Consider the following 21512-nt stretch of genomic DNA (forward strand, 5'->3'; position numbering starts at 1 on the left):
CCCGAGGAAAACGCCGTCTTCCAGGGGAGGTCCCGGGTCACCGGTCAGCTGCCGGGGCGGTCCACGTCACCGCGCCAGGCGCCGGACTCGTGGCCGCGGCTCTCGATGAACTCCTTGAACCGCTTCATGTCGCCCTTGATCCGGCGGTCGAGCACACCGAGCTTGTCGGCGACGTTCTCGGCGAAGCCTTCCGGATCGATATCCATCTGCGCCGTGACACGGGTCTTGTTGTCGCTCAAGCGATGGAACGTGATGACGCCCGCGTGGTCCGGACCGGAGTCCGACGTCCACGCGACGCGCTCGTCGGGATGTTGTTCGGTGATCGTCGCGTCGAATTCCCGGCTCACCCCACCGAATTTGGTCACCCAGTGGGTGTGGGTCGCGTCGATCTGGCGGATCTCCTCGACACCTTCCATGAACTGCGGGAAGCTCTCGAACTGAGTCCACTGGTTGTACGCGGTCTTCACCGGGACTTCGACGTCCACCATTTCGGTGATCGTGCTCATGCATCCTCCTGTCGGTTGGGTGCTTTTCGAACCGGTACTCCCCGGCTACCCGGCGCTCAGCGGGGCGAAACACGCTGTGATTGACCGGCCGGGTGGCCGGGTACCCGGCGGGCAGAACACTCCGAGGAGGTGCCCCATGATCGAAGAGACCCACCGGAAGCCGGCCGCAGAGAAGTCGGTCGGCGAATTGGTTTCCGATCTCAGCGACGAGGTCAAACACCTCGTCCGCGATGAGATGCGGCTGGCCGTGTTCGAGTTGCAGCGCAAAGGGAAGAAAATGGGCTTCGGTGCCGGATTGTTCGGCGCCGCCGGTGTTTTCGCGCTTTTCGGGCTGGCGACCCTGATCGCCGCGGTGGTGCTGGCACTCGCGCTGGTGATGCCCGCGTGGCTGGCGGCCGTGGTGACGGGCGCGGCCCTGCTGCTGATCGCCGGCCTTTCGGCCCTCGTCGGCAAGAAGGAGGTCTCCAGCGCGACCCCGCCGGTGCCGGAAGAGGCCATCGAAGGTGTCCGTGAGGACGTCGACACCGTCAAGCAAGGAGTGCGGTCATGACCGATTTCCCCAAGAACGCCGAAGAGGCCCGCGCCGACCGCGACGTGACGCGGGAGGAACTCACCGAGACCCTCGACGCGCTGGGCAAGAAGATGGACGTCAAGGCGAGGGTCAACGACAACCTCGACGCCAAGGTCGACGAGGCGAGCGCCAAGATCTCCGAGAAGGTCTCCGAGCCCGCGGCGCAGAAGTTCCGTCAGGGCACCGAAGTCGTCCGTGCGAACCCCGTGCCGATCTTCGCCGGGCTCCTGGCGTTGCTCGTCACCATCCGGCTGATCATGCGAAAGAGGTCTTCATCGTGAACAAGGTTCTCTACAAGCCGCTCAGTATGGTCGTGAGCGCCGGCGGCGGCGTGCTCGCCGGGATCGCGTTCAGGCAGATCTGGAAACGCGTGAGCGGCGAAGAAGAAGCGCCGGACGCCACCGACCGGGACTTCACCTGGACCCAGGTGATCGTCGCGGCCGCCGCGCAGGGCGCGATCTTCGGCGCGGTGAAGGCCGCCACCGAACGGGCGGGCGCGGTCGGCTACCGCAAGGCGACCGGCGACTGGCCCACGGAGGACTGACCATGCGCGTGGTGATCGTCGGAGGCGGGTTCGCCGGCTACAACGCGGCCAAGACCCTCCTCAAGTCGGTCGGCGACGACACGGAAGTCGTCGTCCTGAACCCGACCGACTACTTCCTCTATCTCCCCCTGCTCCCCGAAGTCGCCGCCGGGATCCTCGAACCACGGCGGATCTCGGTGTCCATCCCCGGCACGTTGCGCGGTGTGCGCCTGGTGCTCGGCACCGCCAAATCCGTCGATTTCGACGACCGCAGCGTGAGTTACACCGACCCCGAGGGCCGCGAGCACTCCCTCGGTTACGACCGTCTCGTCCTCGCCGCGGGCAGTGTCAACAAGCTGCTGCCGATCCCCGGCGTGCCCGAGTACGCCCACGGCTTCCGCGGCCTGCCCGAAGCCCTCTACCTGCGGGACCACGTCACCCGGCAGATAGAACTCGCCGCTTCGGCGCAGGACCCGGCCGAACGCGACGCGCGCTGCACATTCGTCGTGGTCGGCGCCGGCTACACCGGCACGGAGGTCGCCGCGCAGGGGCCCGCGTTCACCGCCGCGCTCGCCGCCCGGCATCCCGAGCTGAAGGACCAGAAGATCCGGTGGCTGCTGCTGGACGTCGCCGAGCGGGTCCTGCCGGAACTCGACCGGCGGCTCGGTGCCACGGCGGACGAGGTGCTGCGCGAACGCGGCGTCGAGGTACTGATGAAGACCTCGATCGACGACGCCGGCGAAAAGGGCGTCACGCTGACCACCGGTGAATCCGTGCCCACGCACACCCTGGTGTGGTGCGTCGGGGTCCGGCCTGATCCGCTGATCGAGGACCTGGGGCTGAAGACGGCCAAGGGACGGCTCGTCGTGACGGCGCAACTGAACGTCCCTGGACGGCGCGACGTCTACGCGTGCGGAGACGCGGCCGCGGTCCCCGATCTGACCCGTCCCGGCGAATACACGCCGATGACGGCCCAGCACGCCGAACGGCAGGGCAAACTCGCCGGGCGGAACGTCGCCGCGTCCCTCGGGCACGGCTCGCACGGCACTTACCGGCACCACGACCTCGGCTTCGTCGTCGACCTCGGCGCCCGCCGGGCCGCGGCGAACCCCTTGCACATCCCGCTTTCCGGGTTCGCCGCCAAGGCGGTGACCCGCGGCTACCACCTGCTGGCCATGCCGGGCAACCGGCTGCGCACCGCCACCGACTGGGCGCTCGAAGCGGTGACGAAGCGGCAGACAGTCCAATTAGGACTCGTACGATCGGGTTCGGTGCCGCTGGACACGGATTCCCCCGAACTCCCCCGCACGAACTGCTAGAGGAGAGACGCCCATGACCACCGAATCCGATCCCGTCCGCGCCGAAGGCCCCTCGGTCGTCACCGACGGCGGCCCCGACGGGGCGAAGCTACTGGTCCTCGACCCGGCGGGCGAGGGCAAACACGGCGAACTCCCGGCGACGTGGCGCCCGCTCGCGGCCCAGCGTCAGATCATCTGGTGCCGGTTGCCGGTCGACGGCGCGCTCAGCCAGGCCGAAGACGTGCTCGGCGACGCGGAACCCGGTGGCCCGCCGATCGACGTCGTGGCCGCCGGCGACGCGGCCGCGGACGCGCTGCGGCTGGCCGAACGCCATCCCGGCTCGGCGTCCCATGTCCTGCTGGTCGACCCGGTGCCGGACGAATCGTCCGACCTCGCCGAACGGGTGCGTTCGGCCGGGACCGCCGTCGACGTGCTCCCCCACAGCACCGGTGAGCCGTACAACCGGGTGCCGCCGCCGCTGCCGCTCGGACATCCGGACGTCGTCGCCGGGATCACCAAGATCCTCGAGGACGTTTAGCCGCCGGAGGGCGGCGGTATCCGGCGACCATGAGCGAAACCGTTGCGGACCATGTTCTGGCCAGGCTGCGCGAATGGGACGTGGAGCAGGTCTTCGCCTATCCCGGGGACGGGATCAACGGGCTGGTGAGCGCGTTCGGCGCGGCGGGGAACAAGCCCCGTTTCGTGCAGACGCGGCACGAGGAGATGGCGGCGTTCGCCGCCGTCGGCTACGCGAAGCTGAGCGGACGGCCCGGTGTCTGCATGGCGACGTCCGGCCCGGGGGCGATCCACCTGCTCAACGGCCTCTACGACGCCAAACTCGACCACGTGCCGGTGGTGGCGATCGTCGGGCAGACGGCGCGCAGCGCGATGGGCGGCAGTTACCAGCAGGAGGTGGACCTGCAGGCGTTGTTCAAGGACGTCGCGAGCGAATACCTCGTCGAGGTGAACGTCCCGGAACAACTGCCGAACGCGCTCGACCGTGCCCTCCGCACGGCCATCGCGCAGCGCGCGCCCACGGCGGTGATCATCCCGGCAGATCTGCAGGAGGAGACCTACCAGCCGCCGCAGCACGAGTTCAAGCACGTGCCGTCGTCCCCGCCCGACCATCCGCGGGCCAGTGTCATCCCGCCCTCGGAAGAAGTCGCCCGCGCCGCGGAGGTGCTGAACGCGGGTGAGAAGGTCGCGATCCTGCTCGGGCAGGGCGCGCGCAACGCTGTCACCGAGTTGCGCGAGGTCGCCGAACTGACCGGCGCCGGAGTGGCGAAAGCGTTGCTGGGCAAGGATGTCCTACCCGACGACCTGCCGTATGTCACCGGCTCCATCGGCCTGCTCGGCACCCGGCCGACGTACGAGATGATGCGGGACTGCGACACGTTCCTGATCGTCGGCTCGAACATGCCGTACGCGCAGTTCCTGCCGGAATTCGGCCAGGCCCGCGCGGTCCAGATCGACATCGATCCCCGGTTCCTCGGGCTGCGCTACCCGACCGAGGTGAACCTGCTCGGCGACGCGAAGGGCACGCTGCAGCAGCTGATTCCGTTGCTGGAGCGCAAAACCGACCGCGGCTGGCGCGAAAAGATCGAGAAGAACGTCGGCGAATGGCAGGAGACCCTGACCCGCCAGGCGATGTTGGAGGCGAACCCGGTCAACCCGATGCGGATCGTGCACGAACTGTCCGAGCGGATCCCCGAGGACGCCATCGTCACCGCCGACTCCGGTTCGGCCACCAACTGGTACGCCAGGAACCTCCGGATGCGCGGCCGCATGCGGGGCACGCTCTCCGGGACCCTGGCGACGATGGGCTCCGGCGTCCCGTACGCGATCGGCGCGAAGTTCGCCCATCCCGACCGGCCGGTGATCGCACTGGTCGGCGACGGCGCGATGCAGATGAACGGGATGGCGGAACTGCTGACCATCGCCCGCTACCGCGAACTGTGGGCCGATCAGCGCTGCGTCGTCTGTGTCTTCCACAACGGCGATCTGAACCAGGTCACCTGGGAACTGCGGGCCATGGGCGGCTCGCCGAAGTTCGAGCCGTCGCAGAGCCTGCCGGAAGTGTCCTATTCGGACTTCGCGCTGGAGATCGGCCTCGGCGGGATCGCCGTCGACGATCCCGCCCAGCTCGGCGAGGCGTGGGACGTCGCCCTGTCGGCCGATGTGCCGACCGTGCTGGACGTCCGCTGCGATCCCGAGGTGCCGCCGATTCCGCCGCACGCCACCTTCGATCAGGTGAAGGCCATGACCGAAGCCGTCCTGAAGGGTGAGCCCGACGCCTGGCACCTGGTGACACAGGGGATCAAGACGAAGATGCAGGAGCTGCTGCCCTCGCGCCGCTGAGGCTCAGGCGCTGGCGCCGCCGTCGAGGACGATGTCGTGCCCCACGACATACGCGGACTCGTCCGAAGCCAGCCAGAGCACGGCGGCGGCGATCTCCTCGACCGCGCCGATCCGGCCGAGCGGGATGACCGACCCGAGCCGCTCGGCGCGGTCGGCCTCGGATTCACCGGGCCGGAACGACATCCCGGTGTCGGTGGCGCCGGGGCTGACCGCGTTGATCCGGATGCCCTCGGCGATGTGGTCGCGCGCCGCGGTGCGGGTCAGCACGTCCACGGCGGCCTTCGAAGCGGCGTAGGCGGCCATCCCCGGCAGACGGTGGTGCGAGCCGATGTTGGAGGACATGTTGACGATGACTCCCCCGCCGCCGGCCCGCATCTGTGCGATCTCGTGCTTCATCGACAGCCAGGTGCCCGTGAGGTTCGTCCGCACGACGGCGTCGAAGTCCTCTTCGTCCAGATCCGCCGTCGGGGCGGGACTGCCGAGCACACCGGCGTTGTTGAACGCGATGTCGAGTTTGCCGTGCCGCCGCACGGTCTCGGCCACGAGACGCTCGACTTCCGCGCCGGTACTCACGTCGGCGGTGACCGCGTCCGCCGTTCCGCCGTCGGCCTCGATCTCCTTCACCGTCTGACGGAGCTTTTCGCCGTCTCGACCGGACACGACGACCTGAGCGCCTTCGCGCGCGAAGGCCGCCGCCGTGGCGCGGCCGATCCCGGAACCTCCCCCGGTGACCAGGACGACCTTGCCGCTGAATCGCTTCCCCACAGTATTCTCCACTTTCTGGTCCGATCGTTCCATTATGTACGCGGGCGAGCGGCTTCGAGTACCGCGATGGCCTGCTTCGCCGTCGCGTTGGCGCGCGCCGCGGGATCCGGACCCTTGCTCAGCACCCGCATCCCCTGCAGGACGGTGAGCAGGAAGCCTGCCAGCTCTTCCGGGTCCGCGGCGGCGTCGAGTTCGCCCTGCGCCTTCGCGCGGCTCAGCGCCATCCGAACGGCCAGCTCGAGCGCGTCCCAGCTGCGCTCGACCATCCGCGCGACCTCGGGGTCCCTCGGCATCATCTCCATAGCGGCGTTGACCACGAAACAGCCTTTACGCCCGGACTCACCCAGTATTTCGGCGAGATACCGGTCGATGAGCCGCCGCACGCCCGCGAGCGCCGGCCCCGGGCCGGCGAAATCCTCGACGAACCGCTGGTCACCTCGGGCGATGTAGCGCTTCAAGGCCGTCAGGTACAGCTCGTGCTTGGTACCGAACGTGGCGTAGAGACTCGCCTTGCCGATGCCGAGTTCGGCGACCAGGTCGCTGACCGAGGTGGCCTCGTACCCCTGCCGCCAGAACAGTTCCAGTGCGGCTTCGCAGGCCGCGTCGACATCGAATTCCTTCACCCGGGACACGAGAGGAGCTTAGCCGCATCTGGACCGATCGGTCAAGAAAGCGAGCGGTCTCGGTTCCAGCCGAGGGCGTCTTGGGTGCCCCTGCCCGGTCGATGAAGGCTCGGGAGCGGCGGAGGTGGTGGTGTGGGGGGGGGGGGCCCGGCGGGTGCCCCCCACACACNTCCGGCACTCATGCGGATGATCGCGCGGGAATGGGCTGCCCGCTCCTGACACCGACCTCGTGAGCGGGTTCCGGAGGCGGTGTCGCGAAAGCCACTTTCGGGACACCAGACGTCTCGAAAGTGGCTTTCGCGACATGCTCGCCAGGGCGGTGCCGGGCCCGGCCATGGCCGACGTTGCGAAAGCCACTTTCGCAACCTTCGCACAGGGCGAGGTGAAGGATTCAAGGAGGCGGCAAGGGAGCGGCTCAGGAAGCGGAGTCGTAGGCCGACCGGGCCTCTTCCACCTTCGGCAGGTTCTCGGTCGACCAGTCCGCGAGGGTCGCGAAAAGCGGCGCCAGGCTCCGGCCGAGTTCGCTGATCTCGTACTCGACCCGGGGCGGCACCTCGGCGTGATAGGTCCGGGTGAGCAGGCCGTCGCGTTCCAGCTGCCGCAACCGTTGCGTCAGCACCTTCGGCGTGATCGAACCGATGCGCCGCTCGAGTTCGACGAACCGCTGCCTGCCGAATTCGTTGAGCGCCCACAGGATCGGCGTGGTCCAGCGGCTGAAGACGAGGTCGACCACCGGGGCGATCGGGCAGGCCTGTTCGGGGGTCGTCGAGGCGTCGGCACGCATAGGGCCAAGGTACGCCGGGTTGCCGAGTTGTCATGATCCGGACACCCCACGGCCGCGCCGGGGCGCGTAACGTTCTGTTATGGACTTGACCACCGAAAGGCTCGTCGTCCGCGAGTGGTCCGAGGACGACGCCGAAGCCGCGCTGGCGATCTACGGCACCACCGACGTGACCCGCTGGCTCACCCCGGCGATGGACCGCGTGACCGACGCCGCGGCCATGCGTTCGGTTCTGCAGGCCTGGCAACAGGCGCAGCCGAATCTCGTGCCGCCGCGCGGGAGATGGGCGGTGCAGCGCAAGGAGGACGGCGTGGTCGTCGGCGGGCTGGGCATCCACCTGCTGCCACCGTACGAAGAGGACCTGGAGATCAGCTGGCAGCTGCATCCGGACGCCTGGGGCGAGGGGTACGCCTCCGAGGCCGCCCGCGCACTGATCGGCTGGGCGTTCACCCAGGACACGGACGAACTCTTCGCCGTCGCGCGGCCGAACAACACCCGTGCCATCGCGACCGCGAAACGGCTCGGGATGGTCTGGGTCGGGGAAACCGACAAGTACTACGGGCTTCGCCTGCAGGTGTACCGGATCCGGCACACGGACACGGTCTAGGCGCTGTCCACACGGGACACTTCGCCCGAGACGGCGTGTCCCGCGCCGCGCCCGTCCGCCGTGGCGGCGACGCGGCCCCGGTCGACCCGGATCGCGGCCTCGGTCTCGTCACTCACCGCGAGCACCCCCGCGGCCGCCGCCAGTGTCCCGGTCACGTCGCACACCACGCGCAGGCGCGGCCAAGACGGCTCCGGGAAGGCCTGCCGCAGGCCACCGCAGACTTCCGCGACAGTCAGCCGGGTCAACGGCACCAGCTCGGCGGGCTCGCTGGTCACGACGACGACGGTGACATCGCCGTCGTGCGCCCGGACGGCCTCTTCCGCGGCGCCCAGCCGATGCGTGCCCAGGACGACGACCACGCCGTCGGCGGGTACGAAGGATTCCCCGCGCACGAGGTCGACGGCCTCTGGCGGTGACCACGGCCGGTCGGCCGCCTGCGCCGCGGGCACGATCACCGGCGGCGCCCACCAGTCGTTGAAGACCAGTCCCGCCAGCCGTTCGCAGGCGCTCACGACGTCGAAGGGTTCGACGAGGCCCGGCGCGGCGGCCGCCAGCTGGCCGGCGCCGTGCAGCGTGGTCAGCACGGTCTCCGCGAGCCGGACCCGGCGCGGGATCGGCGACCCCGGCGGCCGCTCCGGCGGGTCGAGCCGTTCCAGCGCGAGCCCCAGCAGCAAGCCGTTGAGCTTCACCAGCTGAGCGAACGGCCGCCGGACCCGCTCGTCCGCGAGCACCTCCGGCATCAGGTCGCGCGCGAGGCCCGCCTGGTCGTCGTTCAGGGGAAACGCGGCCACTCTCGCCCTGGCCAGCGCGCCCAGCGCGTCCTCGAGCGTCTCCCCGGGCGCCGCGTGCGGCGCGCCCGCGGACCGCTCGGCCAATTCGGCCAGGACGGCGAAGTACAGCGCGCGTTTTCCCGGGAAGTTCGAGTAGACGGCACCGCGGGTGAGTTCGGCCCGCTCGGCGATGACGTCGATCTTGGCGTCCCGGAAGCCCTGCTCCGCGAACTCGTCGCGCGCGGCGGCCAGCACCTTCGCGCGATTGCGCTCCTGCGTCTCCGCCCTGCTCAGCCGGACCATCGGCCTCCCGTCAGCCACCACGTTGCCCTCGGACCCGAATCAAGATACCTTGATCATTCAGATGATGAGAACATCTGATTTCAACATCCGAACTGGGAGAGCCGCCTTGCCCGAAATTCCCGAGATCCTCCTGACCGACCCCGAGGTCCTGCGCGACCCGTTCACCGCCTACGGACCGGCCCGCGAGCGCTCCCCGATCGCCAAGCTCAGCGCCCCCGGGTTCTCCATGTGGGCGGTGCTGCGCCACGAAGAGGCGCGGAAGATGCTGAGCGACCAGCGATTCGCCCTGAGCGCGAACAGCTACCAGCGCATGGACATCCCCGACCACTGCCGCCCGTACATGCGGACGATGCAGGAGGTCGAGGGCCCGGAGCACCTCCGGCTCCGGCGGCTCGTCGCCCCCGCGTTCACCCCGCGCAAGGCCGCCGAGCTCCGCCCCGGGATCGAGCGACTCGTGGAGGACCTCCTCGACGAGCTCGCCGGGGAAGACCGGATCGACCTGGTCACCGCCTTCGCGAGGCCGCTCCCGGTCGACGTGATCTGCGCGCTGGTCGGCATCCCCGTGGCCGACCGCCCGCGATGGCGCGAATACGGCGCACTGGTCTCGGCGGGCGACGGCGCGGGGCTCGCGAAAGCGGTCCCCGGGATCGTCGAGGGCGCGCTCGCCGCCATCGCGGACCGGAAACAGGACGCGGGCGAGGACGTCGTCTCGCAACTGCTCCGGATCCAGGCCGAAGACGGTGACAGGCTCAGCGAAACCGAATTGGTCGCCCTGGTCTGGCAACTCGTGCTGGGCGGCCAGGTGCCCGGCAACCTCATCGCCAACGCCGTCGAAATCCTGCTCACCCGCCCCGAGCAGCTGGCCCAGCTTCGCGAGAACCCGGCGCTCATGCCCGGCGCGGTCGAGGAGGTGATGCGCTGGCAGAGCCCGCAGCTGCTGACGATCCCCCGGTTCGCGACCACGGACGTCCGGATCGGCGACGTCCTCATCCCCGAAGGAGAACCTGTTACCGTCGCGATCGCGGCGGCGAACCGGGACCCGCGGGCGTTCGAGGACCCGGACGTCTTCGACATCCGGCGCCCGGCGGGACCGGCGTGGCACCTCGCCTTCGCCCACGGGCCGCACTTCTGTCTCGGCGCTTCCTTGGCCAGGGTTCAGGTCGAGGTCGCGCTCACCGCGCTGCTGCGCAGGTTCCCCGATCTCGCCCTCGCCGACGGCCTGCTGCGGATCCCGGACCCCGGCACCTGGCGGCTGAACGCCCTGCCGGTCACACTGCACGCCACGGTTGCGAACTGAAACACGTTCTAATAGCGTGAGTGGCTGTGAGACACGGGATAGTGCTGTTCACCAGTGACCGGGGGATCAGTCCGGTGGCGGCCGCCCGGGCGGCCGAAGCGGCGGGCTTCGACACCTTCCACGTGCCGGAACACACGCATATCCCGGTCAAACGGGAGGCTCCGCATCCGCGCACCGGCGATTCATCGCTGCCCGACGACCGCTACCTGCGGACGCTGGACCCGTGGGTCGCGCTGGCGACCGCGGCCTCGGTGACCTCCCGGATCCGGCTCGCGACGGCGGTGGCCCTCCCGGTCGAGAGCGATCCGATCACGCTGGCGAAGACGATCGCCAGCCTCGATCACCTTTCGGCCGGGCGGGTCACCCTCGGCGTCGGCTTCGGCTGGAACGTCGACGAACTGGCCGATCACGGCGTTCCCGGCGGCAAACGGCGGACGGTCCTGCGCGAGTATCTGGAGGCGATGCGCGCGCTCTGGACGCAGGACGAAGCCTCGTACGCGGGCGAGTTCGTCTCGTTCGGCGCCAGCTGGGCGTGGCCGAAACCGGCTCAAGCGCATATCCCGGTGATCGTCGGCGCGGGCGCGACGGAGAAGACGTTCCGCTGGATCGCGAAATCGGCCGACGGCTGGCTCACCACACCCGGCGACACCGACATCGAGGAGAAAGCCCGGCGGCTCCGCGAGATCTGGCGCGAGGCGGGCCGCGCCGGGGAGCCGGAGATCTCGGCGCTCGGCGTCCGTCCCGATCCGGAGAACCTGGCCAAGCTGGAGGCCGCCGGAGTCACCGAAACGATCTTCGGCCTCCCGGACCGCTCCCCCGACGAGGTCGAGGCCTGGCTTCAGCGCCTCGCCGGGAAACTCAGCCTGCCCGCTGGGAGTCGATGAGATACCGGCCGTCCTTCTGGACCAGGACGAAGGTCTCCCTGCCGGTCGTGGTCCCGCCGGAGGCCCGCACGTAGGTGAGCGTCGCCGTCACCGTGTTGCCGGATTCGGTCACGTTCGACACGGTCACCGCGCTGAACTGCTTCCAGTAGTTCGAATATCGCTCGAAGCTCTGGTTCCTGGTCTGCTTGAAGTTGTCGCTCAGCGTCGCGAACCCGGCCTCGAGATTCCCCGGGATGAGCGTGTAATACGCCGCGAGCGCCTGTCCCGGCGTCTGCGCCGGAGGCGGGGCGGCCGAGGACGACGAAGACGGTGTCGAGGGCGGCGCGGAAGACGGCGAAGGCGACGGCGCGACCGGCTCCGACGAGGTCGGGACGGCGGGCTGCGACTGGGAGGCCGGCGGCGGCGCCTGGCCGGACGGGGTGTCCTCGTCGCGGTTGAGCACCACCACCACGGCCGCGGCGGCGGCCGCCGCGAGCACGAGGAACACGGCGATCACGCCGACCAGCATCCCCTTGCGCGCCTTCGGCGGCGGCTCCTCGGCGACGAGTGTCGTCGGCTCCCCCGCCGCGAGCGCCCGCAACTCACGCTCGGTCTCGGCCATCGTCGGCCTGCTGTCCGGCCGGACGTCGAGGAGCCGGTTCAGCAGCGGCGTCAGGATCCCCGACTTGACCGGCGGGGTGATCTCGCCGCTCGACGCGCGGTACAGCAACGCGATCGGGTTCTCGGCCGTGCCGTAGGGCGTGCCGCCTTCGAGAGCGGTGTACAGCGTCGCGCCGAGCGAGAACACGTCGGAGGCGGACGTGGCGTCCTCGCCGCGAGCGACCTCCGGCGCCAGGAACGCCGGCGTCCCGGAGATCTCGCCGGTCGCGGTGAGCTGGACGTCGCCCATCGCCCGCGAGATCCCGAAGTCGGTGATCTTGACGGTGTCGTCCTCGCCGAGCAGGACGTTGCCGGGCTTGATGTCGCGGTGGACGATGCCCGCCCGGTGCGCGGCCGCCAGCGCCGAGCACAGCTGGATGCCGAGACGGATGACGTCGTCGACCTCCATCGGCCCTTCGCGCAGTTTGTCCGCGAGACTGGTCGAGGGCAGGTACTCCATGATGATCCACGGGCGGTCCTGCTCGTCGATCACGCCGAAGACGGTGATGGCGTGCGGATGCACCAGCCGCGCGGCGATCCGCGCCTCGCGCAGTGCGCGGTTCTTCGCCTCGTCGGCCTTCTGCTCACCGGCACCGTGCGGCAGAAGGAGTTCCTTGATCGCGACCGTGCGCTCCAGGTTCTCGTCGCGCGCCCGCCACACGGTGCCCATGGAGCCACCGCCGACGGGCTCGATGAGATCGAACCGGTCGGCGAGGCGGCGGATCTCCTCCATTGTCGACGTCCCCCTGGAGCTCTGTCGTTCGCGCGAACCTTGCCAGCATGCCAGGAACGCGCCGGGAGGCAGGACCCGGCAGGGGGGTTTCCGGGGCGGTGTCGGTCACGTCTCCCGCTGGACCGTTCAGCGGAACCCCGCCCCATCGGCTGCCCGGAAGTTCGTATCCCGCCCCGCCGCGGGCGCACTTTACTTCTCCGGTGCGACCTGTTTCCGGGAAAGGGCGGCGATGCGGGAATCCATCGGCGGACGCGGCGTGCTCGAAGGCGCGTTCGCGTTGCTCGAAGCACTCGACCAACACGGCGGGCGGGCCGGGCTGACCCAGCTCGTGCGGGCCACCGGTCTGCCGAAGACCACCGTGCACCGGCTCCTGGACCAGCTGGCCGGCCTGGGCGCGGTCGAACGAGCGGGCCGCGGTTACCGGATCGGGTCGCGGGTGTTCCGCCTCGGGCGGTTCTGGCAGCCCGAACTCCGTGACCTGGCCAAAGAACGGCTGCCGGCGCTGTCGGCGCGGATGCGCGCGAGCCTGGTGCTCGTGGTCCCGAGGGAGGGGCGCGCGCTGGTCGCCGCGGGCGCCGTCCTGCCCGCCGACGACGTCCCCGCGTGGCCGGGCCGCGCGCTTCCGCCGGGGACCGCCGCCGGACGGCTCCTCGCCGCCCATCACCCGGCGCTCGCCGAACCGGACACGGACGCGCTGGAGATCCGCGAGGCCGGATACGCGTCCGAATCGGAGACGATCACGGCAGGGCTCTGCTGCGCGGCCGTGGGCATCAGGACCCCGGACGGCCGGGTCGGCGCCGCACTCGCCGCCGTCCTGCCCGCCCGCCGCGACCCGGTTTCGGCGGTGGCCGGACTGGCGAGCACCGCGTGTTCCTTCGGCACCGCGCTCGCCGAATGCGCACGGGCCGGATGATCGGCGAACCGCGAACAAAACCCGATCAACGCGAAACCGGAGGACGAGCCGAAATCGGGCGGAATATTTCCGACGGAATCACGAATATCGTCTCACCGTGCGTCCGCGGCCAGCGGCGTACAGTGCCGAAACCAGGATCTACAGGCTGTTTCCGTGACCGATCGCCTACCGGACCGGCGTCCCCGCCTCGATCAAATCACCGCTTTCCGTTTTCAACGGCGGTTCCGAACCGGAGCGGCGCACGTACTGTTCAGGAATTCTTTCGGACAAGGAGGGAATTCCTTGAGAAGACATTCCTGGAAAAGGCGGGGCGTGACCGTCGCCGCGTTTCTCGTCATGGTGTCGGCCGCGTCGGCCACCACGGCGGTCCCGGCGTCGGCCACGGGAGCCTCCGGCCGCCCCGTGGTGGCCGGGATCGACCTGGAGCGGGCGACGATCCCCGATCTGCAGCGGGCGATGCGCTCCGGACGGCTGTCCTCGGTCCAGCTGACCGCCTTCTACCTGCAGCGGATCCGCAAGCTGAACCCGACGCTCCACGCGGTGCTCACCACGAATCCGGACGCGCTGCGGCTCGCCGCGGAGAGCGACGTGCGGCGTCACCGGCACCGTTCGAAGGGACCCATGGACGGGATTCCGGTGCTGCTGAAGGACAACATCGACACCGCGGACCGGCAGCCGACCACGGCGGGCTCGACGGCGCTGCTGGAATCCCGCCCCTACCGCGACGCCGGCGTGGTGGAAAACCTGCGTGAAGCCGGGGCGGTCATCCTCGGCAAAGCCAACCTGTCGGAGTGGTCGAGTTACCGCTCCACCAGCTCGTCGAACGGCTGGAGCCCGCTCGCCGGGCAGACCGCCAACCCCTACGTCCTCGACCGCAACCCGTGCGGTTCGTCGTCCGGCCCGGGGGTGGCCGTCGCCGCGCATCTGGCGACCGTCGCCGTGGGGACCGAAACGGACGGTTCGATCAGCTGCCCGTCCGGCGCCAACGGCATCGTCGGGGTCAAGCCGAGCCTCGGGCTCGTCAGCCGCAGCGGGATCGTGCCGGTGTCGAAACAGCAGGACACGGCGGGCCCGATGGCGCGCAACGTGGTCGACGCCGCGATCCTGCTCGCGGCCCTGAACGGGGCGGACCGTCGTGACCCGATCACCGTCGACGCCGCCCGCCAGTCGCTCGACGACTACACGAGATTCCTGCGCCCCAACGCTTTGCGCGGGAAGCGGATCGGCGTCTGGCGCGAGGTCTACACCCCGGACGACACGACGAAGGCGGCGTTCGACCAGGCACTGACCAGGCTCCGGAAGCTCGGCGCGACCACGGTCGAGATCACCATTCCCTACCTGGATGTCATCGCGGCCAACGAGTTCCCCGCGATCCGGACCGAGTTCAAGCACGACATCAACGCCTACCTCGCGTCCACCGGCGGCAAGCACCCCGCCGACCTGGCCGGGCTGATCCAGTACAACCTGGACAACGCGGCGATCGAAATGCCGTACTGGACGCACAACCTGTGGGACCGGTCGCAGGCGACCACCGGCGATCTCAACGATCCGGCGTACCGCGCGATGCGGGAGGCCGCGACGAGCGCCGCCCGGCGCGGGCTCGACGAGACCCTGCGCGGGGAGAAGCTGGACGCGATCGTGGCGCCGACGAACAACGCCGCGTGGAAGACGCGGCTCGGCGTCGGCGACGGCGCGCTGCTGATCGACTCGTCCGGACCGGCGGCCGTGTCGGGCTACGCCAACATGACCGTGCCGATGGCGTACGCCGGGCCGTTGCCGCTCGGGTTGTCGATCATGGGCGGGCGGTTCAGTGAACCGTCGCTGCTGGCGATCGCTTACGCCTTCGAACAGGACACGAAGGTCCGGCGGCTGCCGACCTTCATTCCGTCCATCGGCTGAATCGAGGGTGGGGCGCGGCAAAGGTGGCTGCCGTCCCCTGCTGAACGGGGTTGGTTCGAAGCTTCGTGGCACTCGCGATCGATCGCGGAGAGCCCACCCCTCACCCTTATGACCACCAGACGTGACCCGTGGGCAGACAAGTGTTACTGCGAGTGAGGGGTGTGTGGGAATAGAGACGTTCAACGTCCCTATTTCCACACACCTCACGTACAAGGGGGCACTGTGTGGGTTTCTGGTCATCCAACGCACCAAAATCCACACACGGACGCATCCACCGGTCCTTACCCGACCAGCAGCCCGAGGCTGCGCTCCACTTCCGCGACCGCGGCTTCCCGCTCGACGTGACCGTCGATCACGAGCGTCGCCAGCCCGTGGAGCAGGCACCAGAGCGTGACGGCGAAACCGCCCGGGTCGTTCCGCTCCCCCACCCGGTCGGCCAGCAGCGCACAGGTCGCCCGGTGGGCCTCGGCCAGTTCCGGATACGCGGCCCGATCCCCGATGCCGGCGCCCGCCATCAGGCGGTACAGCGCGGGATGTTCCAGGGCGAAGCCGAGGTAGGACCGGCCGAGCGCGGTCACCGTCCCGGCGCGGCAGTCACGCAGCCGGTCTTGTACTTCGGCGTGTCCCTCCAGCGCGACCGCCACCAGCAGCGCGTCCTTGTCGCGGAAATGCCGGTACGGCGCCGCGGTGGACGCACCCACCTTCGCGACCGCTGCGCGCAGACTCACTCCCTCCGGACCTCGTTCGACGAGGAGCTCCCGTGCGGCGAGGACGAGCGCACGACGAAGATCCCCGTGGTGATAGGCACGTTTGATGATCATGGCGGACCCCCCAGCCCTTGATGCCACGCGAACGCCCCACCTTAACGGGTGCGGAACCGGCCGTGAGCGCTTCGGGGCGTTCCGTGTCCGTCAGTCCCGCCGAGCGGCACCACAGAGCCGCAGCACGCTTTCGGCGAGCGCGTCGACGCCGTCTTCGAGCGTCAACTGCTTCGCGTCCACCGCCTGTCCGGCGGCGTGGCCGAGCGCCACGATCGCGCTGACGAGCCAAGGATTCGCGAGCCGCCGGTCGAACTCGCCCGACGCCTTGCCCCGGGTGAGCAGCCGGTCCAGATGGTCCGACACCGCCGAATGACGTTCCCGGTCGGCTTCGGGGTCATTCTCTTCGGCGGCGCCGGCGGGCAGTCGCGGGTAGCGCCGGAACATCTGCCAGCCCACGTCGAGCAGGCGCAGCATGGCGTCGGCCGCGGGCCCCTCGTCGAGCCGCGCGGCGGCCATCTCGTTCGCGGCCTCCTCGGACACCGCGTCGATCACCGCGCTCAGGAGCGCCTCGCGGGTTTTGAAGTGCGCGTAGACGGTCTGCCTGCTCACCCCGGCCGCTCTCGCGATGTCCTCGACGCTCGCCTGGGCTTGTGTGCCGAGGACTTCCCTGGCCGCGGCGAGGATCGAAGCGACACTGCGGTCGGCGTCGGTCCGCCGTCGCCGCTGCCGCCCCTCGGCTACCTCAGACATGTTGTCAATCTTAACCCAGGCCGTTATGTTTGACAGCATGTCAAAGGTTGGGTTCGTAACCGGTGTCGCCCTCCTGTCGACGGGACTGCTCGCGGGGGCGTTCGGCTACGGCATGGTCAACGTCGCCGCCACGTTCGACGTCGTCCCGCTCGAAGTGCGGCTGACCTTCCACTCCGCCCTGATGCAGCGGAACGGCGTCGTCATGCAGACCGCGATGGGCCTCGCGGCGATCAGTTCCCTCGCGCTCGTCTTCCTGAGCCGAGGGCGGGCACGACAGCTGGCCGGCGCCGCCGCGGCCCTCGCGGTGACGTCGTTCCTGGTCACCCGCTTCGGGAACGTGCCCCTCAACGGCCGGATCAAGGTCTGGGCGGTCACCTCCGCGCCGGCCGACCACGCGGCGATCCTCGATCAGTGGGAGACCTACAACGTCGTCCGGACCGTCGCCGCGCTCGCCGCTTTCGTGCTCGTCATCGTCGTTTCACGGTTCAAGGCTCAGCCGGGCTGATCCGCGAGATCGTTCGCCGCCACGTACCCGAAGGTCATCGCCGGGCCGATCGTCGAACCCGCCCCCGCGTAACTGTTGCCCATCACCGCCGCGCTGGCGTTCCCGGCGGCGTACAGGCCCGGGATCACCGAGCCGTCCGCCCGCAGGACCCGCGCCCGCGCGTCGGTGCGCATCCCGCCCTTGGTGCCGAGGTCGCCTGGGACGATCTTGAAGGCGTAGAAGGGCGGTTCCCAGAGCGGCGCGAGGCACGAGTTCGGCAGGACGTACGGATCGGTGTAGTAGTGGTCGTAAGCGCTGGCGCCCCGGCGGAAATCACTGTCCACACCGGACAGTGCCTGCCCGTTGAACCGGGTGACCGTGGCGCGCAACGCCTGCGGCGGGACACCGATCGCGCTGCCGAGCGACTCCACGGTCCACGCCTTCTTGACCGCTCCCGACGAATACCACTCGCCGGGAAACGGCAAGAGCGGCGCGACGTCGCGGAAGAGATACCGGTTGCGGTAGTGCTGGTCGACGACCAGCCACGCGGGAATGGTCGGCGACGTCGGGTTCCGGTCGTACATCGTGTGCACGACGTCGCTGTAGGGCGCCGCTTCGTTGACGAATCGCTTGCCCGCCGCGTCCACCATCAGCCCGCCGGGCAGCGTCCGCTCGGCGAGGCAGAAGTACGGTTCGCCGGGGAGCGGGATCGCCGGCCCCCACCAGGCGTCGTCCATCAGGTCCAGTGCGGCTCCGGCCCGCTTTCCCGCCAGGATCCCGTCCCCGGTGTTCGACCGGGCCCCGACAGTCCATTGTGTACCGATGGGCTGGCGCTGGTATTCCGCCCGCATGGCGGCGTTGTGCTCGAACCCGCCGGAGCCGACGATGACGCCGCGCCGGGCTTTCACCACGCCCGCCGCGACGGCCACGCCGGTGACCTTCCCGTTCTCGATGACGAGGTCGGTCAGCGGCGTGTTCAGCCAGACCGGGACCCCGGTGCGCTGCAACCCGGCCCGCAGTCCCGCGGCCAGCGACTGGCCCATGGTGAGCGGCTTCTGTCCGGCGAGGGCGGCGGCCGTGCCGCGCGCGAGGCAGGCGGCCGCCACCGCGGCGCCCTTCGGGTTGACCGCGGCCAGCGCGAGCCATTTGTAGTCGGCGCTGAAGACGACCATCCCCGCGGGCGTGGCGAGGTAGGGCGGGTTCAGATTGGCCAGTTCGGCACCGAGGACGTTCCCGTCGAGCTGGTCGGGTTCGATCGAGCGGCCGCCGGGCATCCCGCCGGGCAGTTCCGGGTAGTAGTCGCTGTAGCCCTCCATCCAGCGGAACCGCAGCGGGCTGTTGGCCATCACGAACGACAGCATCGCCGGGCCGTTGGCGAGGAAGGCCTGCTGCCGCGAGGCGGGAATCGACGGGCCGACCACGGCGGCCAAGTACCGTGCGGCCTGTTCCGGGGTGTCGCGGACGCCGGCCTCGGCCAGCACCGAGTTGCACGGAATCCAGATCCCCGCCCCTGACCGGGCGGCCGAACCACCGAACTTCGCCGCCTTCTCCAGCACCACGCAGCTGAGCCCGCGTTTCGCCGCGGTCAGCGCGGCGGTCATCCCGGCCGCGCCCGCCCCGACCACGACGACGTCGTACTCGCCGAGCACCGCGGACGCGGCCGAAGCCGTCCCGGCGAACGGCAGTCCCGAAGCGAGCGCGAGCCCGGTGCCGAGCAGGACCTGGCGCCGGGACAGACCGGAATCGGGACCCATGAATCCTCCTCGCGTGGGGATCGAGCGAGGTCATGTTCTCCAGCCGACGGCAAAAGTGAAACAAGTTCTACCCGCTTGGAGCAGGCGGGACCCGCCGCGCTCGGCCGGTCACCTCAACCGGCGCGAGCATTCAGCCCAGCGCGCGGACCAGGTCCAGCGCGCAGCCGAGGGTGGCGAGCCGGTCGGCGACCGTCTCCCCCGCCGGGTACAGCCGGACCGTGTCGACCCCGGCGTCCCGCCAGACGCGCAGCCGTTCGGCGACCATCGGTTCGGTGCCGATCAGCGTCGTGCCGAGCACCATCTCGTCGGTCACCAGTGCGGCGGCGCCCTCCCGGTCGCCCGCCTGCCAGCGTTCCCGCACCGCCGCGGCCGTCTCGGCCCAGCCTTGCCTGCTGTAGGCGTTGTTGTAGAAGTTCGTCTCCGCCGAACCCATCCCGCCGAGACTGAACGCGAGTTCGGCCTTGCGGCCCGCGACCATCCCGCGCAGCTCGTCCTCGTCCGCGGCGAAGGCGACCTCGGCACCTTGGCAGACTTCAAGGTCCGCCCGCGTTCGGCCCGCTTTCGCGAGACCCGCGTCGAGATGCGAGAAATAGGCCTGCGCCCCCTCGGGGACGAAACTGGTGCCCAGCCAGCCGTCCGCGATCTCGCCGGTCAGCTCCAGCAGCTTGGGCGAGAGCGTGGCCAGATGGATGGGGATCTCCGGATTCGGCGCGGTCGACAGCCGCATCGGCCTGCTCTCGCCCGGCAGCGGGATCTCGAATTCCTTGCCGGAGAACGAGATCTTCTCCCCCGCGAACGCCTGGCGGATGATCGCGACCGTTTCCCGCATCCGCGTCAGCGGCCGGGCGAACGGAACCCCGTGGAGCCCCTCGACCACCTGTGGCCCCGACGCGCCGAGCCCGAGGGCGAACCGGCCGCCGGAGAGCTCCGAGAGGGTCAGCGCGGTCTGCGCGATCGCCACCGGGGTCCGGGTGCCGAGCTGGATGATGCCCGAGCCGAGCCTGATCCGCTCGGTCCGCGCCGCGAGATAGCCGAGCACGGACGGCGCGTCCGAACCCCACGCCTCGGCGACCCAGCATTCGTCGAGACCGAGCTTTTCGGCCTCCAGCACGAAATCCAGCGTTTCCCGCCAGCCGCGGGACGCCTCGACCGTGGTCGCCGTCCGCATCAGGTGCCGTCCGCCTCGGCGCGCTCCTTGATCGCCGCGAGGGTTCCGGTCATCGCGTTCTCGAACTCGCGCAGCCGGACGAAGACGATCTTCTCCTCCTTGTCCGGCATCCGGTCGATGGCCAGCGAGAGACCCGACCGTCCCGGCCCCATCCGCATCCACTGCCGGAGCTTCGTCCCGCCGTTCTCGGGCTCCAGCGTGAACCGCCAGAGCGCGGTCGGCGTTTCGGGATCCTGCACCGCCCAGGCGAAGACCCGCGGCGCCTCGCATTCGACGACATACGACGTCGTCTCCCATTCGCCGAACGCGGCGTGCTTGCTGCGGCCGACGAACCGCTTGCCGACGGCGGGCGCGTCCTCCGCGCCGTCGCACCACTCGACCGACCGGACTTCCTGGCTCATTTCGGGCATCAGGCGCACATCGGACACGATCGACCAGACCCGCTCCGGGACCGCGTCGACCCAGGTTTCGACCTCGACCGTCGGCCCGTCGGCGTACTTGGCGCCCGTCCACTCCATCGTGGTCACCCTCCCATGCCTGTGACCTCGATAGTTGCGTAGATGGACTCAGGTTGTCAAACCCTCCTGCGCGGCGAATCGCCGTACGACGTCGGGCCGGCTCGCGAGCTTCGGCGGATAGCCCGCGCCGATCCGCGCCCGGGTGTTCTCCGCGGTGAGCGGCCGGGCGCAGTGCGCGCAGACGACCTCCGCGTGGGTGTCGTGCCCGCAGGTCTCGTGGTGGAGGGTGATCGGCGGCCCGTCGTCGCCAGAGAGCCAGCGGTCGCCCCAGCGCGACATGGCGGCGAGCACCCCGTAGAAATCCGAGCCCTTCTCGGTCAGCACGTAGTCGTAACGGACAGGGTCGGCCTGGTAGGCGCGCTTTTCCAGCAACCCCTCCGCGACCAGGCGGCGCAGCCGGTCGGCGAGGGTGTTCCGCGCGATGCCGAGCTGCTGCTGGAACTCGTCGAACCTGCGGATCCCGTAGAACGCCTCCCGCAGGACCAGCGGCGTCCACCAGTCGCCGAGCAGGTCCATGGTGCGCGCGATCGAACACGGCCACTGCGCGAACGAAGTCCGTTTCATACCCGCGAGCCTACGCCCGGCGAAATTGATCCGGTCATTCCTC

The 21512-nt window shown here is 69.9% G+C and carries 24 protein-coding genes; 12 read left to right on the forward strand and 12 right to left on the reverse strand.

Going from position 1 to position 21512, the window contains the following annotated elements; translation table 11 throughout:
* Positions 1–44: 44 nt before the first annotated feature.
* A complete protein-coding gene (locus ACXIZN_RS17230; protein ID WP_457955634.1) occupies positions 45–506 on the reverse strand; it encodes an SRPBCC family protein in 462 nt (153 codons plus the stop codon).
* 136 nt (positions 507–642) lie between these two features.
* Between ACXIZN_RS17230 and ACXIZN_RS17235 the strand changes: the two genes are divergently transcribed.
* Genes ACXIZN_RS17235 through ACXIZN_RS17260 form a run of 6 tightly spaced genes read left to right on the forward strand, consistent with a single transcriptional unit; the run spans position 643 to position 5256 of the window.
* Positions 643–1056: a phage holin family protein gene (locus tag ACXIZN_RS17235; RefSeq protein ID WP_457955636.1), complete on the forward strand. Its 414-nt coding sequence runs from the start codon at positions 643–645 to the stop codon at positions 1054–1056.
* On the forward strand, positions 1053–1358 hold the full coding sequence (locus tag ACXIZN_RS17240) for a DUF3618 domain-containing protein (protein WP_126730764.1): 306 nt from the start codon (positions 1053–1055) through the stop codon (positions 1356–1358). Before ACXIZN_RS17235 ends, ACXIZN_RS17240 begins: the two co-directional genes overlap by 4 nt.
* Positions 1355–1621 carry a DUF4235 domain-containing protein gene (locus tag ACXIZN_RS17245; RefSeq protein WP_457955638.1) on the forward strand — a complete coding sequence of 89 codons (267 nt, stop codon included), beginning with the start codon at positions 1355–1357 and terminating at the stop codon, positions 1619–1621. Before ACXIZN_RS17240 ends, ACXIZN_RS17245 begins: the two co-directional genes overlap by 4 nt.
* A gap of 2 nt (positions 1622–1623) precedes the next feature.
* Complete coding sequence (locus ACXIZN_RS17250; protein ID WP_257487554.1) at positions 1624–2919, forward strand: NAD(P)/FAD-dependent oxidoreductase; 1296 nt, start codon at positions 1624–1626, stop codon at positions 2917–2919.
* Between the two features lie 13 nt (positions 2920–2932).
* The gene (locus tag ACXIZN_RS17255; RefSeq protein WP_457955639.1) at positions 2933–3436 is read left to right on the forward strand and encodes a hypothetical protein; all 504 of its coding nucleotides are present in this window, start codon (positions 2933–2935) and stop codon (positions 3434–3436) included.
* Positions 3437–3465: 29 nt separating this feature from the next.
* Positions 3466–5256 (forward strand): thiamine pyrophosphate-requiring protein, encoded by a 1791-nt coding sequence (locus tag ACXIZN_RS17260; protein WP_457955640.1) that lies wholly within the window; start codon positions 3466–3468, stop codon positions 5254–5256.
* A gap of 3 nt (positions 5257–5259) precedes the next feature.
* Here ACXIZN_RS17260 and ACXIZN_RS17265 read toward each other — a convergent pair whose 3' ends face one another.
* The 3 genes from ACXIZN_RS17265 to ACXIZN_RS17275 form a co-directional block, all read right to left on the reverse strand.
* Positions 5260–6021: an SDR family NAD(P)-dependent oxidoreductase gene (locus ACXIZN_RS17265; RefSeq protein WP_457955641.1), complete on the reverse strand. Its 762-nt coding sequence runs from the start codon at positions 6019–6021 to the stop codon at positions 5260–5262.
* A gap of 32 nt (positions 6022–6053) precedes the next feature.
* A complete protein-coding gene (locus ACXIZN_RS17270; RefSeq protein ID WP_457955642.1) occupies positions 6054–6653 on the reverse strand; it encodes a TetR/AcrR family transcriptional regulator in 600 nt (199 codons plus the stop codon).
* A gap of 406 nt (positions 6654–7059) precedes the next feature.
* Entirely contained in the window at positions 7060–7428 is a 369-nt protein-coding gene (locus ACXIZN_RS17275) for a winged helix-turn-helix transcriptional regulator (RefSeq protein ID WP_457955643.1), read from the reverse strand.
* Between the two features lie 79 nt (positions 7429–7507).
* Between ACXIZN_RS17275 and ACXIZN_RS17280 the strand changes: the two genes are divergently transcribed.
* Positions 7508–8032: a GNAT family N-acetyltransferase gene (locus tag ACXIZN_RS17280; RefSeq protein ID WP_192745067.1), complete on the forward strand. Its 525-nt coding sequence runs from the start codon at positions 7508–7510 to the stop codon at positions 8030–8032.
* Here the strand turns inward: ACXIZN_RS17280 and ACXIZN_RS17285 are convergent.
* On the reverse strand, positions 8029–9105 hold the full coding sequence (locus tag ACXIZN_RS17285) for a TetR/AcrR family transcriptional regulator (protein ID WP_457960538.1): 1077 nt from the start codon (positions 9103–9105) through the stop codon (positions 8029–8031). The genes ACXIZN_RS17280 and ACXIZN_RS17285 overlap by 4 nt on opposite strands.
* A gap of 106 nt (positions 9106–9211) precedes the next feature.
* On the opposite strand from ACXIZN_RS17285, the gene ACXIZN_RS17290 reads away from it, so the two are divergent.
* Together ACXIZN_RS17290 and ACXIZN_RS17295 are read left to right on the forward strand one after the other, a co-directional pair.
* Entirely contained in the window at positions 9212–10402 is a 1191-nt protein-coding gene (locus ACXIZN_RS17290; RefSeq protein ID WP_457955644.1) for a cytochrome P450 family protein, read from the forward strand.
* Positions 10403–10428: 26 nt separating this feature from the next.
* Entirely contained in the window at positions 10429–11286 is an 858-nt protein-coding gene (locus ACXIZN_RS17295; RefSeq protein ID WP_457960539.1) for an LLM class F420-dependent oxidoreductase, read from the forward strand.
* Here ACXIZN_RS17295 and ACXIZN_RS17300 read toward each other — a convergent pair.
* Positions 11261–12658, reverse strand: coding sequence for a serine/threonine-protein kinase (locus tag ACXIZN_RS17300; protein WP_457955645.1), 1398 nt, complete (start codon positions 12656–12658; stop codon positions 11261–11263). The genes ACXIZN_RS17295 and ACXIZN_RS17300 overlap by 26 nt on opposite strands.
* 229 nt (positions 12659–12887) lie before the next feature.
* Here ACXIZN_RS17300 and ACXIZN_RS17305 point away from each other — a divergent pair, with 229 nt between their 5' ends.
* Both ACXIZN_RS17305 and ACXIZN_RS17310 read left to right on the forward strand, forming a co-directional pair.
* Complete coding sequence (locus ACXIZN_RS17305; protein WP_457955647.1) at positions 12888–13571, forward strand: IclR family transcriptional regulator; 684 nt, start codon at positions 12888–12890, stop codon at positions 13569–13571.
* Between the two features lie 336 nt (positions 13572–13907).
* Positions 13908–15470, forward strand: a complete 1563-nt coding sequence (locus ACXIZN_RS17310; protein WP_457960540.1) for an amidase — start codon at positions 13908–13910, stop codon at positions 15468–15470.
* Between the two features lie 281 nt (positions 15471–15751).
* On the opposite strand, the gene ACXIZN_RS17315 is transcribed toward ACXIZN_RS17310, so the two are convergent.
* Positions 15752–16291 (reverse strand): TetR/AcrR family transcriptional regulator, encoded by a 540-nt coding sequence (locus ACXIZN_RS17315; protein WP_457955648.1) that lies wholly within the window; start codon positions 16289–16291, stop codon positions 15752–15754.
* A 90-nt stretch (positions 16292–16381) separates the two neighbouring features.
* Complete coding sequence (locus ACXIZN_RS17320; protein ID WP_457955650.1) at positions 16382–16981, reverse strand: TetR/AcrR family transcriptional regulator; 600 nt, start codon at positions 16979–16981, stop codon at positions 16382–16384.
* Positions 16982–17018: 37 nt separating this feature from the next.
* On the opposite strand from ACXIZN_RS17320, the gene ACXIZN_RS17325 reads away from it, so the two are divergent.
* Positions 17019–17486 (forward strand): anthrone oxygenase family protein, encoded by a 468-nt coding sequence (locus tag ACXIZN_RS17325; protein WP_457955651.1) that lies wholly within the window; start codon positions 17019–17021, stop codon positions 17484–17486.
* Here the strand turns inward: ACXIZN_RS17325 and kstD are convergent.
* From kstD to ACXIZN_RS17345, 4 genes are all read right to left on the reverse strand, one after another.
* Positions 17474–19219, reverse strand: a complete 1746-nt coding sequence (gene kstD / locus ACXIZN_RS17330; protein WP_457955652.1) for a 3-oxosteroid 1-dehydrogenase — start codon at positions 19217–19219, stop codon at positions 17474–17476. The two genes, ACXIZN_RS17325 and kstD, sit on opposite strands and share 13 nt — an antisense overlap.
* 130 nt (positions 19220–19349) lie before the next feature.
* Positions 19350–20387: an LLM class flavin-dependent oxidoreductase gene (locus tag ACXIZN_RS17335; protein ID WP_457955654.1), complete on the reverse strand. Its 1038-nt coding sequence runs from the start codon at positions 20385–20387 to the stop codon at positions 19350–19352.
* On the reverse strand, positions 20387–20905 hold the full coding sequence (locus ACXIZN_RS17340) for an SRPBCC family protein (protein WP_457955656.1): 519 nt from the start codon (positions 20903–20905) through the stop codon (positions 20387–20389). The genes ACXIZN_RS17335 and ACXIZN_RS17340 overlap by 1 nt, the downstream gene beginning before the upstream one ends.
* A 48-nt stretch (positions 20906–20953) precedes the next feature.
* A complete protein-coding gene (locus tag ACXIZN_RS17345) occupies positions 20954–21469 on the reverse strand; it encodes a winged helix-turn-helix transcriptional regulator (RefSeq protein ID WP_126730733.1) in 516 nt (171 codons plus the stop codon).
* Between the last annotated feature and the right edge of the window lie 43 nt (positions 21470–21512).

It is taken from the genome of Amycolatopsis sp. TRM77291, assembly GCF_054166285.1.

What these genes read in the sequence shown, in the direction of transcription:
- ACXIZN_RS17230 (WP_457955634.1), bottom strand. Translation starts at nt 506, where the DNA reads ATGAGCACGATCACCGAAATGGTGGACGTCGAAGTCCCGGTGAAGACC.
- ACXIZN_RS17235 (WP_457955636.1), top strand. Translation starts at nt 643, where the DNA reads ATGATCGAAGAGACCCACCGGAAGCCGGCCGCAGAGAAGTCGGTCGGC.
- ACXIZN_RS17240 (WP_126730764.1), top strand. Translation starts at nt 1,053, where the DNA reads ATGACCGATTTCCCCAAGAACGCCGAAGAGGCCCGCGCCGACCGCGAC.
- ACXIZN_RS17250 (WP_257487554.1), top strand. Translation starts at nt 1,624, where the DNA reads ATGCGCGTGGTGATCGTCGGAGGCGGGTTCGCCGGCTACAACGCGGCC.
- ACXIZN_RS17255 (WP_457955639.1), top strand. Translation starts at nt 2,933, where the DNA reads ATGACCACCGAATCCGATCCCGTCCGCGCCGAAGGCCCCTCGGTCGTC.
- ACXIZN_RS17260 (WP_457955640.1), top strand. Translation starts at nt 3,466, where the DNA reads ATGAGCGAAACCGTTGCGGACCATGTTCTGGCCAGGCTGCGCGAATGG.
- ACXIZN_RS17275 (WP_457955643.1), bottom strand. Translation starts at nt 7,428, where the DNA reads ATGCGTGCCGACGCCTCGACGACCCCCGAACAGGCCTGCCCGATCGCC.
- ACXIZN_RS17280 (WP_192745067.1), top strand. Translation starts at nt 7,508, where the DNA reads ATGGACTTGACCACCGAAAGGCTCGTCGTCCGCGAGTGGTCCGAGGAC.
- ACXIZN_RS17285 (WP_457960538.1), bottom strand. Translation starts at nt 9,105, where the DNA reads ATGGTCCGGCTGAGCAGGGCGGAGACGCAGGAGCGCAATCGCGCGAAG.
- ACXIZN_RS17300 (WP_457955645.1), bottom strand. Translation starts at nt 12,658, where the DNA reads ATGGAGGAGATCCGCCGCCTCGCCGACCGGTTCGATCTCATCGAGCCC.
- ACXIZN_RS17305 (WP_457955647.1), top strand. Translation starts at nt 12,888, where the DNA reads ATGCGGGAATCCATCGGCGGACGCGGCGTGCTCGAAGGCGCGTTCGCG.
- ACXIZN_RS17310 (WP_457960540.1), top strand. Translation starts at nt 13,908, where the DNA reads ATGGTGTCGGCCGCGTCGGCCACCACGGCGGTCCCGGCGTCGGCCACG.
- ACXIZN_RS17315 (WP_457955648.1), bottom strand. Translation starts at nt 16,291, where the DNA reads ATGATCATCAAACGTGCCTATCACCACGGGGATCTTCGTCGTGCGCTC.
- ACXIZN_RS17320 (WP_457955650.1), bottom strand. Translation starts at nt 16,981, where the DNA reads ATGTCTGAGGTAGCCGAGGGGCGGCAGCGGCGACGGCGGACCGACGCC.
- ACXIZN_RS17325 (WP_457955651.1), top strand. Translation starts at nt 17,019, where the DNA reads ATGTCAAAGGTTGGGTTCGTAACCGGTGTCGCCCTCCTGTCGACGGGA.
- kstD (WP_457955652.1), bottom strand. Translation starts at nt 19,219, where the DNA reads ATGGGTCCCGATTCCGGTCTGTCCCGGCGCCAGGTCCTGCTCGGCACC.
- ACXIZN_RS17335 (WP_457955654.1), bottom strand. Translation starts at nt 20,387, where the DNA reads ATGCGGACGGCGACCACGGTCGAGGCGTCCCGCGGCTGGCGGGAAACG.
- ACXIZN_RS17340 (WP_457955656.1), bottom strand. Translation starts at nt 20,905, where the DNA reads ATGGAGTGGACGGGCGCCAAGTACGCCGACGGGCCGACGGTCGAGGTC.
- ACXIZN_RS17345 (WP_126730733.1), bottom strand. Translation starts at nt 21,469, where the DNA reads ATGAAACGGACTTCGTTCGCGCAGTGGCCGTGTTCGATCGCGCGCACC.